The sequence below is a fragment of the Actinoallomurus sp. CA-142502 genome, from assembly GCF_050936355.1.
GTDB classification, from domain to species: Bacteria; Actinomycetota; Actinomycetes; order Streptosporangiales; family Streptosporangiaceae; genus Actinoallomurus; species Actinoallomurus iriomotensis.
On sequence record NZ_JBNJMY010000002.1, the window covers coordinates 22718 to 37440 of the forward strand.

At 69.1% G+C, this 14723-nt stretch carries 14 protein-coding genes; 2 read left to right on the top strand and 12 right to left on the bottom strand.

What is annotated here, in order from left to right:
* Nucleotides 1-103: 103 nt before the first annotated feature.
* Nucleotides 104-511: a hypothetical protein gene (locus ACQEV1_RS52530; protein WP_433405795.1), complete on the top strand. Its 408-nt coding sequence runs from the start codon at nucleotides 104-106 to the stop codon at nucleotides 509-511.
* Between the two features lie 201 nt (nucleotides 512-712).
* Here ACQEV1_RS52530 and ACQEV1_RS52535 read toward each other — a convergent pair whose 3' ends face one another.
* From ACQEV1_RS52535 to ACQEV1_RS52590, 12 genes are all read right to left on the bottom strand, one after another.
* Nucleotides 713-1024: a hypothetical protein gene (locus ACQEV1_RS52535; protein ID WP_433405797.1), complete on the bottom strand. Its 312-nt coding sequence runs from the start codon at nucleotides 1022-1024 to the stop codon at nucleotides 713-715.
* 56 nt (nucleotides 1025-1080) lie between these two features.
* Nucleotides 1081-1860 (bottom strand): hypothetical protein, encoded by a 780-nt coding sequence (locus ACQEV1_RS52540; RefSeq protein WP_433405799.1) that lies wholly within the window; start codon nucleotides 1858-1860, stop codon nucleotides 1081-1083.
* A 107-nt stretch (nucleotides 1861-1967) separates the two neighbouring features.
* Nucleotides 1968-3023, bottom strand: a complete 1056-nt coding sequence (locus tag ACQEV1_RS52545) for a DUF1906 domain-containing protein (protein WP_433405801.1) — start codon at nucleotides 3021-3023, stop codon at nucleotides 1968-1970.
* Entirely contained in the window at nucleotides 3013-3687 is a 675-nt protein-coding gene (locus ACQEV1_RS52550; protein ID WP_433405803.1) for a CHAP domain-containing protein, read from the bottom strand. The genes ACQEV1_RS52545 and ACQEV1_RS52550 overlap by 11 nt, the downstream gene beginning before the upstream one ends.
* Nucleotides 3684-4145: a hypothetical protein gene (locus ACQEV1_RS52555; protein WP_433405805.1), complete on the bottom strand. Its 462-nt coding sequence runs from the start codon at nucleotides 4143-4145 to the stop codon at nucleotides 3684-3686. The genes ACQEV1_RS52550 and ACQEV1_RS52555 overlap by 4 nt, the downstream gene beginning before the upstream one ends.
* A complete protein-coding gene (locus ACQEV1_RS52560) occupies nucleotides 4145-4450 on the bottom strand; it encodes a hypothetical protein (RefSeq protein WP_433405807.1) in 306 nt (101 codons plus the stop codon). The genes ACQEV1_RS52555 and ACQEV1_RS52560 overlap by 1 nt, the downstream gene beginning before the upstream one ends.
* 37 nt (nucleotides 4451-4487) lie before the next feature.
* Nucleotides 4488-6815 (bottom strand): glycosyl hydrolase family 28-related protein, encoded by a 2328-nt coding sequence (locus tag ACQEV1_RS52565; protein WP_433405809.1) that lies wholly within the window; start codon nucleotides 6813-6815, stop codon nucleotides 4488-4490.
* A gap of 13 nt (nucleotides 6816-6828) precedes the next feature.
* Nucleotides 6829-7452, bottom strand: a complete 624-nt coding sequence (locus ACQEV1_RS52570; protein WP_433405811.1) for a hypothetical protein — start codon at nucleotides 7450-7452, stop codon at nucleotides 6829-6831.
* Nucleotides 7449-8642, bottom strand: a complete 1194-nt coding sequence (locus ACQEV1_RS52575) for a hypothetical protein (RefSeq protein WP_433405813.1) — start codon at nucleotides 8640-8642, stop codon at nucleotides 7449-7451. Before ACQEV1_RS52575 ends, ACQEV1_RS52570 begins: the two co-directional genes overlap by 4 nt.
* Nucleotides 8642-9562: a hypothetical protein gene (locus ACQEV1_RS52580; RefSeq protein ID WP_433405815.1), complete on the bottom strand. Its 921-nt coding sequence runs from the start codon at nucleotides 9560-9562 to the stop codon at nucleotides 8642-8644. Before ACQEV1_RS52580 ends, ACQEV1_RS52575 begins: the two co-directional genes overlap by 1 nt.
* A gap of 8 nt (nucleotides 9563-9570) precedes the next feature.
* Nucleotides 9571-10515 (bottom strand): hypothetical protein, encoded by a 945-nt coding sequence (locus ACQEV1_RS52585; protein ID WP_433405817.1) that lies wholly within the window; start codon nucleotides 10513-10515, stop codon nucleotides 9571-9573.
* Nucleotides 10516-10528: 13 nt separating this feature from the next.
* Nucleotides 10529-14446 (bottom strand): phage tail tape measure protein, encoded by a 3918-nt coding sequence (locus ACQEV1_RS52590; RefSeq protein WP_433406256.1) that lies wholly within the window; start codon nucleotides 14444-14446, stop codon nucleotides 10529-10531.
* Between ACQEV1_RS52590 and ACQEV1_RS52595 the strand changes: the two genes are divergently transcribed.
* Nucleotides 14349-14573, top strand: a complete 225-nt coding sequence (locus ACQEV1_RS52595) for a hypothetical protein (RefSeq protein ID WP_433406296.1) — start codon at nucleotides 14349-14351, stop codon at nucleotides 14571-14573. The genes ACQEV1_RS52590 and ACQEV1_RS52595 overlap by 98 nt on opposite strands.
* The last annotated feature ends 150 nt before the right edge of the window (nucleotides 14574-14723 follow it).

Sequence of the window (14723 nt, forward strand, 5' to 3'; positions counted from 1 at the left end):
GCGAATCCGAGCGCCAAGGACTGGTCGCGGTGACCCATCCTTGCGCCAAGCCCCAGCGCGTCTCGACGCCGCACCAGCGTCAGCCGTCCTACGGTCACGCGACATGGCGAAGAAAAACGAGGCGTCGTGCTGCGAAGCCGCCGCCGAGGCAGACGAGGCCGACGCACCCGAGCGGACACTGACACTCACTGGTGAGGAAGCCGACGCCTGGGACGAGTTCGTCGGCGTGAAGACAGCACTCCGCATGATCAACACGGTCGTCGACAATGGCAGTAAAACGACCGACCCGGATAGGTGGTCCGAAGAGTGGGAGAAGCTATCAGCTGAGCAAAAGACAGAAGCGGCATACTTCCTGACGACTGTCGGCGGATGCGCTACATCCAAGGTCTCCGGGACGCCGCGTGAGTGGCTTCTCCTGGCCAGCACGCACTGGCTCATGCCCGAGGAAGTACGCCGGGTATCGACATCCTCAGACAACGTGACAGCGCTACAAGCTACAGGGACGGAGTGACGGCGCGAGCCGGAACGCTGTCGCGGCTCCGGGCCGAACCTCGAACATCGCCGGGTGCCCTCAGAAGCCCAGGGTCTCCGCATGCCGAAAGCCGCCGCCCTCCCGAGGAGGACGGCGGCTCTCTGGTGAGTGCTCCCAGGAGCCCGAAGGCTCCAGCGCCGAAGGCGCTCTCGATCCGGGTGATCAAAGTCTGCGGCCAGCCTACCGCTCGCCGGGCCTCGGCCAGTGCTCCCCGGTCGTCTCCTCGACGCGGCCCTGGATGACGATCGTCGCACCGGGCGGCAGGTAGAGCGGCGCTTGCCGACGCGCCAGGCCGGCGGACAGCAGCACCCGGCCGAGGCCCGGCCAGCGCTGTTCGACCCAGCGGGCGAGGGCGTAGTAAGCGGTCGTGAGAATGACGGCGACGATCTCGGTGACCGCACCGCCGGGCAGGTTGAGGCCGATCATCGCAGCCCAGGCGAGCAGGTGCCCGACGATGAGCGGCACGACGGTACGGGTGATCGAGTCGAGCATGGGTAGCCTCCTCAGGCGAGGTCGGAAAACTACAAGTCCCCACGCAATCGCGCAGGTCAGACGCGGATCTGCTTCACATCGATCTGCGCACGGAGCCGCGCGTACGTGGCCAGGCGCATCCGGCCGTAGCCGTTGTCGCCCCACGAGCGGTTCCACGAGTTCGGGAAGCGAATCACCGAGTTCTCCGGCGCCCGCTCGTCCCAGGTCTCCAGCGCGACCACACAGAACTCGTGGCCGCCGGCGACCTCGGAGGACTCCCAACCGCCTTCGTCGACGAATCCGTCCGGGCCCGGCTCGAACCACGCTTCGTACCAGGGCGCGCCGAACATGATGCTGCCGCGTTGGAGGAGCGCCGCGACGCCTTCCAGCGTGGTCGCCCAGGTGTAGGAGCCGATCAGGCCGCGGGCCTTGAGAACCTTGCAGACACCGAGGCCGCTGCTGCCGCAGTCGGTCGGTGGAAACGCCACGTCGGGGTACTCGTCCGCGCGCGTGACCTTGGGGTACAACCGGATCGCGAACCGCTCGTCCAGGACCTCGCCTGCCGCACGTACGCGCTCGGACAGCGCCGGGGAGGTCGAGAGGGAGTAGGTGCCCGCGTTGCAGGTGCACGAGCCGAGCCCATCGACGTCGGTCGCGCCGGGCACGAGCTGGGAGACGTGGATGCCCTGGGCGAGCAGGTTGGACTGGTCGAGGATCGGGATCGAGATCGGGTGGTCGACCGGCTTGATGGTCGGCGGGGTCTCCTGCCGCTCGATCGCGTACGGCAGCGACCGGTCGTCGAGGAGCATGTGCCGGCCGAGCAGCGGGTGGTAAGGGAATCGCTGGACGTGGACCACTCATGCCTCCTGGCATGACGAAGCCCCGCACGATGGCGGGGCCGAGAGTTGAAGAGGTTGGGCGAAGAGGTGAAGGTCAGGCGGGGACCCAGCGGCCTTCGCGTAGCTCAGTACCGGAAGAGGCTGGCCTTGGCCATCGTGACCGGCTTGCCGTCGGCTCCGGCGGCGACGACCGTGAGGTCCTTCTCGCTGGTGTTGTGGATCCGCAGCCGCAGCCGGTTCGAGTCGTTCAGGCCGAACTGGCCGCCGATCTCCCCGTGCACGACGCCCTGGGCGTCGGCGATGTAGGTGAAGGGGCCCCATCCGTTGTCGATGAACGTCCCGTCGTCCTTGACCCGCACCCACGCGACCTCGACCGCGTCGCCCTGGGCGAGGCCCGCGAACGTGAACTCGGCGTCCAGGACCGCCCACAGGCTCTCCTTGGCGATGGCCACGGAGGTGCCGCCGTCGCCGTGCAGGCCGTGCTTGTCGGTGTACTCCTCCGTCCACTTCGCGTCGGCGGTCTTGCCAGCCTTGATGACCTGGGCGCCGTCGACGCCGAGGGAGCTCACCTGTGCCATGTCGTCCTCTCCTTCTGGGCTGACGCCGACGCGCCACTGTCCGTAATCGCTGGTCATTGCTCGGTTGTAGTCACAGCCGACGCCGCCGAGCGTGTGGCCGTTGCTGTACTGCTGCAGGTGCACCCCGGCCGCCCAACGGCCGCCGGACCAGGCGTAGGTCTGCCACGCCCAGCGGGCCTTGCCGACGGCGAGCGCCCGGGAGACGGGCCCGTACCCGCCGTAGATCCCGACCCGGTCCCGGCCGAGCACGGACGCGGCACCGTCGAGGTAGGCGTTGATCGCGGACTGCTGGCTCACCGTGGCGTCCCAGTCGACCGCGAAGTAGATCGGGCGGCCGTCGGGCATCCCGCACACTTGTGCCTGGGACAGCGCGTCTCGGGCGTCCGTGGTACCGGCCGCCTTGCCGTCCAGTGCGCGCTTGGCGGTGGTCTCCCAGACCGCAACGATCCAGACGCCGGCCTCGGACAGCCCGCGGGCCTCGGCCGCCGTGAGGTTCTTGGACGGGCTGTGGGACAGGTACCGGCAGACGAACGTCTTGCCGGCCGCGAGGAGTGCGGCGAGCGAGGGGCGGCCCCAGGCGTAGTCGATCCCCTCAGCCGACACCGAGGCTCACCACCATGGCCACGTCGTCGGCGCCCGCGTACGGCGGGCGGCCGCGGCCCACGACGTACGTCGCGTCGCGGTGCTCACGGCGGCACTTGTCGCCGATGTTGCACTCGATCGTGGTGAAGCTGCCGTCCGCGTAGACGTGCTCAACGATGCCGACGTGTTCAATGTCGTCGATGCTCTTGCCGCGCGACCAGGAGAAGAAGACGACGTCGCCCGGCTGAAGGTCGTCGGCGCCGTAGTCCCACAGGCCGCGGTGCTTGAAGTCGGCGGCGTGTGCCGGGGTGAAGGCGAACCCGCGGCCGAGGCCGCCGCAGACGGCGTCGATGTTGCCGGAGTGGATCGCCGCGACGCTGACGCCCATGTCGCACCACGGCCCGTCGCCGATACGCGCGATCTTGGCGTTGTACTCGACGGTGACTGCGTTGTGGTTGGCCGGACGCTCGCCCATCCCCAAGAACGCCACCATCGCGGCGACCATCGCCGCGGCGGTGCCCGACACGATCGCCGCCTTCGCCTTCGCGCCGTACCGGCCAGCGGCAGGCTGCTCGTCGAACAGGCGCGGATCTTGGGAGATCTCCGAGATGCCCGGGAGCGGCGGCACGTAGGACGGCAGCTCGTTGGCGTGCGCCTCGATCTCCTGCTCGGTCCAGTTGGTCACTTCCGACCTCCTACGGTCACGTCCACGCCGACGTCCGGCAGGACCCCCAGCGGCAGCCGCGCGGACAGGTTCAGGCCGCCCGCGGGCGAGCCGCCGGACGTGGGCTCAGCTGTCGGTGACGGGCGAGCTGTCTGGCCGCCACCGCTCGAGCTGGCGCCGGAGCTCCCGCCCGAGCCGCTCTTCGCGCCCGCCGCTCCGGAGTGCCCTGCCCGCTCGCTCGCCGCGAGGAGCGTGCGGCCAGCGCTCGGTTCGGCGTCCGATGGGCGCGGGCTCGGAGACCGGCGGTCGGCGGCCGGCGGCCGGGCGGTCACGGTGGCTGTTGCGGTCGGTCGTGCCTGGGCCGCCTCGCGGCCCTGCCGCCATCCGGCCGCTGTCGAGCTGAGGAAGCTCGCGAGCAGCACGACACCGGCCGCGCCCGCCGCGTAGCTCACACGCTCGGCGGCGTGTTTGGCCTGCATCAATGGCCTCCTTTGAAGGCGATGAGAATGAGGCTGGTCACGAGCGTGCCGGCCGCCGCCCAGACCGCGTTCGCCGCGCGCCGGCGCGCGGTCGTGACCTCCTCTTTGACCTCGCCGAGTTGCTCCCGGAGGGCATCACGCTCGGTCTGCCAGACCTCTTTCAGCACGTAGTCCTTGAACTGCATGGACAGTTGCTGGAGTGCTACGCCGAGCTGGGTCTCCAGCTTCGCGATCGCGGATGAGGTCTCGGCGTGGTCGCGTTCGAGGAGCCGCTTGAGTTCGCCGTTGCTGGGCTCATCGCTCACTCAGACCCCCTGGTTGTTGTCGGTCAGGCGGGCGGAGTCAGGCGGTAGCGATGAACTTCTCAGTGCTACTGACCGTCGACGTGGTGCCGTTGTCGGTGACGTTCGCAACCTGCGTTGTCCCCCAGCCGCGGAAGTAGTTCGCTGCGGCGAACGCATCCGTGCTGCTTGCCGTGATGACCAGGGCGATCAGGCCGGTGCCGCCATTGCCTTTCCAGACGTAGTTGCTGTTGAACAGGCACTGGCTGGCGTTGATCTCTGCGGATGCTTTGGATACGTTCCCGCAGTTCCGGAAGCGGTTAGCGACCAGAGACGTCGCCGCGGAGTCGATCTGCGCACCGGTGGTCGAGCAGCTCACCAGGTTGTTGCCCTGCACGACGCCGCCGGCCCCGCTGACGGAGTTGGCCTCGCGGACGTGGATCCCGTACGCCGCGGTGTCGAGCTTGTTGTCGGACACGACCGCGTTGGCGCTGGAGACGAGGTCGATGGCCTTGCATCCCGTCGCGGATCCGGTCTTGACCGTGTTGCCGTCGATGACGGCGTCGGCGGTGTTCACGACCTCGACGGCGGCGGCCGTGGCCCAGGTCTTGATGATGTTCGCCGCGATCGTCGCCTCGCGGGCCGGGACACTGGAGGGGGTGGTGAGGCCGAGGACGCTGATCACGCCAGACACGATGGCCGCGCCGTTGTTCTGCACGCCCATGTTGCGGAAGGTGTTGCCGACTACGTTGATGGACTCGCCGCCGACCGTCGCGCCGGACGGGACCTCGAAGCGGACGCCGCCGTTGCTGTCGACGCACGTGTTGCCCTGGACGACGACGTCGAGCCAGTTGTAAGCCCTGACCAGGTAGTCGTTGAGAGCTTGGCCGTGGTTGCCGATGACGCGGATCTTCTTGTGGAAGACCGTGTCGGCGTAGGAGTGGCTGCCGACGAGCCGACCGTACGAGCCGAGCGACCCATACGCCCGCGCGGTGCAGCCGGTGACCAGCACCCCGTCGCACGGGGTGCTGTCGTAGGCGCCGGAGCCGATCCCCGGCAGCACACCGGAGTTGAGTGCCAGGTCGATCTGGACGGCCTCGGAGATCTGCCGGTTGCTGGCGACGGGGTTGAACCCCTCGAACACGCAGTCCCGGACGATCGCGTCCTGGCTGGAGTTGATCTCCACGCCGTGCCAATCGCGCACGTTCCGGACCGTAACGCCATCGACCCGGATGCCCTTCGCGTGCGCAAAGATGATCGCCGTCACGCTGCCTGTGAGCACGTCGCCGGCCGCGTCCCAGACCCCGCCGGAGATCCGGATGCCGCTGCGGCCGCCGTACGCCGTGGGCGCGTAGTCGCTGGCGAAGTTCTTGATCATGTACTGCATCGACGCCGCCCCGCGCTTGAGCGTCGCGCCGGGCATCAGGTCGAGGTGGACCGACGACTTGATCTCCAGCTCCTCCTCGAGAAGGTACGTGCCGGGCGGGACGATGACGCGGCCGCCCGGCGCGGTGGAGGCGACCAGGTCGAGGACGGCCTGGATGGCGTTGCTGTCGTCGTTGACGCCGTCGCCGAGGGCACCGTAGTCGGTGACGGCGTAGCCGTTCGCGCCCGCGATCTGCGCGGGCAGTTGGGAGGGCAGGACTCGGCCGTCGGAGCCGAGGGTGGCGAGGCCGAGTGCCTGACCGCGGCTGGACTCGATGACGTCCAGGCGGTCGGACATCCCACCCGGTCCAGTGATGTAGCCCTCGATGGCGATGACCCGGTCGTCGGTGTCGCTGGGCTCGATCAGTACCGGGTCGACGCCCTCGATCACTCCGGTGTCGCTGCCGATGATGTACAGGTTCGGCGTCTTGTTCAGGTCGAGGAAGCCCGGGTAGTAGCCGCGGGCGTCGGCGACGAGGACGCCTCCGGGGATCGGTGTGCCGTCCAGGGTGGTGATGTTGATGACCTGGTTGGCTCCGTTCCCGCCGAGTACGCCGTCCCACAGGGTGCCGTGCGCGCCCGGGATCGGACGTCCCTGGGCATCGGCGGCCTGGTACGGGACACGGTCGTAGCGGCGCGCGGAGGCGAGCTGGGCGTCGTAGTTCGGGATCGCGGCCACGATGACGAGTTCGGTGGTGACGACCGGCGTGCCGCCGGAGGTGCCGGACCAGGTGACGAGGTAGCCGCCCGGCGTCTGGTCGACGGGGACATCCCAGTCGTAGGTCCACACGCCGGTGTCGGGGTGGACGATCCCGCTGGACGTCGCGCCCAGCACCGTCGTGGTGCCGTCGGCCGAGGCGATCGCGATGGTGACGTCGTCGAGGTCCGCCGGCGGGCCGCCTGGGTACTCGAAGATCTGGTTGAGCAGCGTGGCGGTGGCGCCCTGCCGGACGGTCGTGGTCACCTGTTCCTCCTCCTCAGAGCGGACCGTGTACGGTGCCGGTGGCGTCGCGGTAGTAGAGCCGGTTGCCCTTGACGTAGAGCACGACGCAATCAGCCGGCGGGGCGGGCGGGTCGGTCGTGCGCGAGTTGGTGTAGAGGAGCAGCCCGCCGTCGGCAGAGATGTCGACGATGCTGCCGTTGGAGTCGCCGACGCCCCGCGCGGACAGGCTGACGGTGGCACGGGAGTTTCCGCCGCCGGAGTCTTGGACATCGGCGTAGACCTCGGCCTGAACGGTGGCGCTATCGCCGTCGACTCGGCTGACCTGGAGGTTCGTGAAATATGGGCCGTCCCAGATCAGCGCGCGCGTCCCGAACGGGAAGATGGTGCCGGCGTCGCTGGTGCTGTCGAGGATTGCACCGCCCGTCCCGTGCGCGGCGAGGGTCGTGGGTGGGCCTTCCGCGTTGTTGAACCTGATGTGCGACTCGCCGGCGCTGATCTCGATCCGCGACGGCGACGCGGGATCGCCGACGACCAGTTGCCCGCTGGAGAAGCTGGTCTTGGCGGCGCGCGGTGCGGTCTCCAGAGCGCGGAGCCGCCGTTTGATGTCGGCGAGTTCGCGAGCCAGCGTGCGTTCGTCGCGGGGCATGTTCTGCGTCATGCGGCCGCTCCCGTGTCCCGGGGGTCCTCGATCACCAACGTCGTTCGTTCCTTCGGACCGGGCGTGATTCTGAGAGAGATGACGCGCGCGGAGATTTCCTTCGGCGTCACCGTCGAGCCGGGGAATCGCGCCTCGTCGCTGATCCGGGCGCGGACGTAGTCGCCCGGCGCGACGTTCGGCACGCCGATCAGGTTGAAGCTCGGGACGGTGATGTCGCCTTGGGTGCGCGCCAGCTCAGCGGCGGCGTGCTGCGCGGCGATGCTCTGCACTGAGTCGTTCTTGTAGCTCGCGGTGGTCTCCAAGAGCGGGTAGCCGCCCCGGAGTTCGGCCGCGTTGACGGCCTCCGCCCAGACCATCGCTTCTTCCTCGCCGGCGCCGAGCGCCGCGAGATAGTTCGGGCTGTTCTCGCCGTCCTCGGGGTAGACGTAGTCGGCGATCGTGCCGGGGTACTCCAGCGTCAGGGAGTCAGCGTCGAACGGCCGGCCGACGTGGGGGTAGCCGAGGACCAGGCGGCGCCGCAGCCGGTTGTCCTGGTCGAAGAACGAGTCGACGCGCCACTCGAACCCCACCGAGCTGGCAAGGTCGTCGAAGAGCTTGCCGTAGTAGTCGAAGGTGTACCCGTGGTACGCGCCGGCGTCGTCTTCGGTGTCGCGGCGGTCGATGAGCTGCCCGGACATGACGGTGGGGTCGGCGATCACGCCGATGTCGCCGACCGGCATGTCCTCGAACATCACGGCTTGGGCGTCGCTCAACAAGGCCCTGAAGACGTCGAACGCGTCGGTCTGCGTGAACTCGAGGGTCTTGCGGGAGCCGTACCCGTCCGTCGGGCGGAGCACCCGGTGCTTGTCGAAGTAGCTCCGGACCTCCATGCAGGAGACGGTCATGACCTTGGCGCTGGCCTTGTAGTCGGGTCGGTTCCAGATGAGGTACTCGCCCATCGCCTGGTCGTCGCGGCAGGGCACGAGCGTCGTACGACGCGGCTGCGCCCGCCCCCAAGGGTCCATCTTCTGCACGAGCGGGTCGTCGACCGGCAGCGTGGCCGTCAGCGTTCCTGCCTCGGGTAGCGAGCGGTCGAACGGCTGAACGTCGAAAGGTACGTGCTCGGCGATCTGCTCGCCGGTGGCCAGGTCGTGCAGGGCGTACCGCCACTCGCCTGGCTCGGAGACCGGGGCGGCGTCCAGGACCGCCATCAGGCGACCGGCTCGGCGAGGAGCTGCCCGGCGGAGAACGTGACCGTGCTTGAGCTGCCGGAGGAGATCCGCCACATCGGCGTGATGGTGATCGCGCCGCCCGGGGTGAGGCCGTCGATGTAGGTCGTCCGCGAGCCGGAGTGGGAGGCGTTACCGCATGCGAGCACTGCCTTGGAGTCGAGCGGGTCGACGCTGATCGTGTTCGCGCCGGACACCCGGTAGGAGATCCGGATGCTGGAGACGTCGGTGTTGGTGTTGGACATGTTCCCGCCGCTGATCGTGAACTTGATGGCGCCGGAGGCGGGAACCGCCATGGTGATGGGGGGCCACTGCGCGCTGGTGAAGTCCACCCACGTGCTCGTGCTGCCCCACCCGGGCGGAGAGACGAAGTCAGACTTCCTGGGCCGCAGGGACTGCATAGCCGACGGGGCGACGATCGTGACGTCCTGCGCCCGGATGAAGCCGTTGGTCTCGGCGGCGGCCTGCACGTACGCGTTCGCGACCCGCAGCGTGTACGCGCCCGGCGCGTCGGCCGGCGGCAGCGCGGGCGGCGACGGCACGCTGGCCGGCGTGCCGGTGAGGATCCGGTACAGGTAGGTCGAGGTGGCGTCGCCGTTGTCGAGGACCTGCGCGATCAGGCTGTCAATACGCGGCTGCGTCGCGCTCGATGGGGCGATGTCGAGGTCGACCTGCGTGGAGTTCGCGAGCGGGTAGTAGCCGCTCTGCCCGTCGTCGACGACGCAGAGGCCGGCCGGCAGGCGGAGCTTCATCGCCGGCGTGGGCAGCGCGGAGACGGTGAGCCCGCGGACGATGCCCGCGCGGTCGTACAGGCCGCCGAGGATCTCCCGGCGCATCTGCGCCGCGTTGACCTGGACGCCGTCCATCCACGCCGGGGCGAGCGCCGCGACAGAGTTTGCCATCGTGTCTCCTACTCCCAGGCGGGGCTGAATTGGACTGATGCGGTCGCGAGCATGGCCGGATCGGTGGCTGTACCGCGCAGGTGAAGGGTGTTGTCGCCGGGAGCGATCACCCAGCGGCTCGTCACCGCGCTGCCGACCGCAGGCGACCTGGGCGCGACGCCGTTGAGGAGGGCGACGCCGGCATGGCAGTCGACGAGGAGATAGTCAGTCGCGCCGAGTGTGAGGTCATAGGCCAGCGTGAGGCCCGTGGCCGCATTGGTGATGGCGAGGCCGGCGCCGGGCCCGTTGAGGCGCACGAGCGGCTGCGTGGCGATCTGGCCGACGTTGGTGACGGTGACGGTGTCGGTGCCGCCGGACCGGGGCGGCAGTGTGATCGGCGGCGTCCACGGCGGGGCGAGGCCGAGCGCGGGCTGGACGACGGCCAGGTCCTCGGCCACGGCATTCAGCCCGTACTTACGGAAGTCGGGCGCGAGGATCGCCACGGAGAACTTGGAGTGCACCTCGTCCAGCGGCTTGACCATGAGCCGGCCACTGCGCCGGCCCATCACGTACTTCGGGACGACCTCGTCAATCCGGAGCCGTATGAGCCGGCGGGGAGGAACGGCCTGGCGGAGCTGGTACTCGGCCGCCTCCCGCAGCTCATAGGTCGGGGCGGTGAGCAAGCCCTCGATCGTGACGATCCGGCCCGCGTAGAAGTTCTGCGCGTCCCAGGAGCCGTCTTCGCCGACCTTGGCCTCGGCCTGCTCCTGCAGGTCGGCCGAGTCCCAGCCGTCGAGATCCTGCATCCTCCAGTCCACATACGCGTCGTCGACGGCGTTGAGGGGGATGACGATCCCCGACCCACCCGGCCCCGTGTCGTCGATGACGCCGGTGAGCCTCGAGGTTTTCGTGCCCGGCCGCAGGCTGGTGGGAGTGCCCGGTGCGACCGGAGGCTCTACAGCGGGGATCGACACCGGGCACCTCCTTTCAGCCGAGCTGCCAGGCGATTTCGCGGTTGACGGTGTGGGCGAGCTCGGCCTTGTCCATCTCCTGCGTCGGGAACGTGTTGTGGATCGTCGGCCCGGCCACGACCGGCGCCGGGGCCGGCGCTGCGCGGCCGCCGGACGCGCCGGAGACCAGGTGGCGGATGAACTGGTCGAACGTGCCGTCGTTCATGGCGTTCAGGAAGGGCCGGTACCGCCGGGCCGGGCCGTCGCGGACCATGAACTCCCCGCGGGTGGCGCGGATGAGGTTCGCGTCGACGCCGGGCCGGCCGGTGATCTCGCCGCCGCGGGCGTACCCGTGCGCGTGCATGTCGGCCACCAGCGCCCGCCCGGCCGCGGTCTTGCCGAGGTCGGTGAGCATCGAGTTGACGGCGAGCGCGAGCACATCCGGAGTCAGGCCGGTCGCGGTGAGCAGCCCCACCCACGACGAGCCCTGCCCGGCCTTGATCGCGGCGCGGGCGGTCAGGATCGACGGCAGGTTCGCGAGCTGCTGAGCCTGCTGCTGAGCCTGGCCGACTTGGGAGTTCAGGGTCTTGAGCTTGGAATCGGACAGTTTGACGGCGTCGGCGGCGATCTTCTCTGCCTGGCTGTCACCCATCGCGAGGAGCTGCTGGGCCAACGGGCCGAACCCGCGATCCGTGAGCGTCGTGAGGTTCTTCACGAACGCGGCCTTGGCCTTGATGTCCATGCCCAACGCGTTGCCGAGTTGGGTGGCCGGCTTCTGCTTGGTGAATTTGTAGCGGGCCTCCACGTCCGCCAATTTCGAGGTCGCCGCGGCGACGTCCTTGCGTTCGTTCGCGACGCGGCGCTCGGCGGCCGCGATGTCTCGGGCGTTCCCGCGCCGGCGCGCCCGGGCCAGGGCGTCTTCGGCGTTGGCGAGCTGGTTGAGCTGCGTACGCCGCGCCTTCAGCGCGGCGTCCACCTGGGCCTTCGTTGACGGCTTCACCGCGTTCGTCCAGTCGCTCAAGATGCTGGACAGGCTGAAGTCGGTCGTGGTGCCGCCGTTGGCGAACGCCATGATCCCGCCGTCAGCCATGGCCGTGGCTGGCTTGACCAGCTCGTACCCGAAGATCCTCGCGACGTCGGAGAGCAGCATCGTCGATCGGGCCCGCTTCCGCGCACCCAGGGGGATGTACGCCTCGCCGCCGGTCTCCGGCTCGCCGTACAGAACGGTCGGCCGGTTGACGACGTGCGGCGGCAGGTCGTGCCGCACGCCACCGTCGGCGTACCGGTCGATGCCGCCCTGGGCGTGGTGCGTCGTACCTGGCTCGTTCGCGCTGTTCAGCGGTACGTAATAGAGGCCGATCTTCCGGGTGGCGACAGTCGGGGGAATAGCATTAACCGCACTCCAAAACGCCGACGTGTTCCCGGTGATCCGCCCCGTCTTCGTGTCGATCTTCAGGTGATTCGCGGCCAGCCACTTATTGTAATAGTCGGCATTGTTACCAACGAAACGGCCGGTTTTCGGGTCGAGTTTCAGCCCTTTCGCCTTGAGCCACTTGTTAAAGTAATCGGAATTGTTGCCGAGTAGCAGGCCGGTCTTGGGATCGATCTTCAGGTTCTGCGCGACGTGCAGCTTGGCCATGAAGTCGGCGTCGTCCGCAGTGAGGGTCGTCTTGACCTGCGTCGGGATCAGCCCGTACCGGTCGGCGAGTTCCTCGGCGGCTTTCTTCGACCCCAGCATCTTCTCGGCGACCTTGACGAACCCGTCGCGGAGCGCCGCCATCTTCTTGGTGAGCACGTCACCGCTCGCGCCGTTCGCCTTCATCGCGACCAGTTGCTTCTGGTCCGCGCTCGCGAGGTCGAGCAGGGCCTGCTTCTCGGCGAGCGATGCGCCCCGCCGCTTGTCGATCGCCTTCACCGCGGCCTGTGCCGCCTTGGCCTGGTCGATCGCCGCCTGGTCAGCGCCCATGTGTGCGCCGGACAGCTCGTCGAGTGCCTGCTTGAGGTCGTCGGCGGTCTTGGTGGCATCGGTCAGCGCCTGGGCGAGCTTCTGCTCCTGCGAGGCGTGCACGACCGCCGCGGCGGCCGCCTGCTCCTGCGCGGTGGTGCCCTGGGACATGGCCGCGGCGTTGTCTTTCGCAGTCTGTGTCGCTTTGGCCAGGTCGCTGTTCTCCCCCTTGAGGATTCCCTGCATCTCCTCGTAGGCCCCGACTCGCGTCTTGTACTGCTCGGCACCGATCTTCCCGGCGTTGAACAGCGCTTTCTGCTTGTCGATCTCGCCTTGGAGCTGCGCCTGGAGCTGCTGGCTCGCGGTGCCCTGCCCGAGCATCGCGTCGGTGACCTGCGACAGGTTCAGGTGCAAGTTCTTGGCCATCTCGATGACGCTCATGTTCGAGTCGTTGACCTTGCGGGTCTGCAACTCGTGCACCATCCACGCGCGCGTGTTGGTACCGATCGCGGCGCCGTCTTTCTGCACCGCGTCGGTAAGGGAGGCCAACTTGGCCTTGGCGGCCTCTTGCCGGGCGATCCACACGCCCAGCAGCGCGGCACTGCCCGCCAGGGCAATGCCGAGAGGTCCGACGATCGCGCCAGCCGCGCCTTTCACCGCGCCGCCGAGTTTGCCGGTGACGCCCTCGCCGGACGCCATGGCGGTGCGGAACCCGCTCCACGCCTCCTTGGCGTCCCGTACGGTCCCGACGATCGACAAGATGCCCTTCGCCGCGAGGATCCCGGCGCCGCTGACGCCAGCGAGCGCGACGAGGGTGCCCTGCACGGGCCCGGGTAGCGCCGAGAACGCGTTCACGGCGCTGGTTGCGGTCTTGACCAGGTCGCGCAGCACCCCGTTCGCCTGGCTGCCGGACTGGATCAGCGCGGTGTTCAGTGCGGCTTTCAGGTGCGTCAGGTCCCCGGCGAGGTTGTCCATCCGCGTCGCCGCCTGCTTGGACGCGAACCCGGACTCGTTGACCTTGTCGATCCAGCTCTGGATCCCGCCCTGGCCCTGCTGGTACAGCACCGAGGCGGCCCGGATCGCGTCGCTACCGAAGATCGTGGCGAGCGCGGCGTTCCGCTGTGCCTGCGTCAGGCCGCCGAGCTTGTCGTGGAGCTGCCCGGCCAGCGCGGCGACACCGACGAAATTGCCCTGCGTGTCGTAGGCGTTGATGCCCAGCTCATGCATGGTCCGGGCGGCCTGCTGCGAGGGGTTCGCCAGCGACAGCAACATCTGCTTGAAACTGGTGCCGGCGTCCGAGCCGACCAGGCCCGCGCTGGCAAAAGCGGTCAGCGTGCCGACCGTGTCCTCGACGCTCATGCCGAACTGTGAGGCGACGAGGCCGCCCTGCTTGAGCGCGAAGGCCATGTCGTGCACGCTGCCTTGGGCCTTGTCCGCGCCGGCCGCCAGGAGGTCCGCGACGTGCGGCACGGCCTGGCCGCTCAGTTTGAACTGTGTCATCGCCGTCGCGGCCGTCTCGGCGGCCTCGCCCACGCTGATCTGTCCGGCGGCCGCGAGGTTCAGCGCGCCGGACAGGCCACCGTGAACGATGTCGGTGACGCTGACGCCCGCCTTGGCGAGCTCGTCCTCACCCTCGGCCGCCTGCACTGCGGAGAAGGCGGTGTCTCGGCCGGCCTGCAGCGCGGCGGAGCGGAGTTGCCCGAGGGCCTGCCCGGTCGCCCCGGTGTTCGCCTTCACCGAGCTCATGGCCTTGTCGAAGTCCATCGCAGACTTCGCCGCCAGGCCGAACGCGCCGACCAGACCGACCGCCATGATCGTCGCGCGACGCCCGGTGGCGTCGTAGGCGGCCTTCTGCCGGCCGGTCGCACCCTCGATCTCGGCGGACATCTTCGCGACACCGGACACTGCCCGCTTGGCCGTGTCGTTGACCGCGGTGCCGAACGCGCGGGCGGAGGCGATCGCCGACGCCACGTCCATCCGCATCCGTACGGTCACGGTCCGGTCAGTCATCGCGCACCTCCCGGATCACCACGTGCGTCGCGGCTCGAAGAACAGGGCACGCGTGTCGTCGTACGCGGCGGCTGCTTGCTGGACTGCGGTGCAGGCGTGGCAGCGGGTCGGCGGGTCGACCCGGTAGCCCTCGTACGCCTCGGGGTGTGTGGACTCCGACAGCGGCTCACCACACCCGCGGCAGGTGTCGGCCTCGACGGCTTGCAGAGCGAGCGCCCAGGCCCGCTCCTGCTCGTCCCATTCCGGTTCGGTCTCGGTGACCGCCTCGACGACGCGG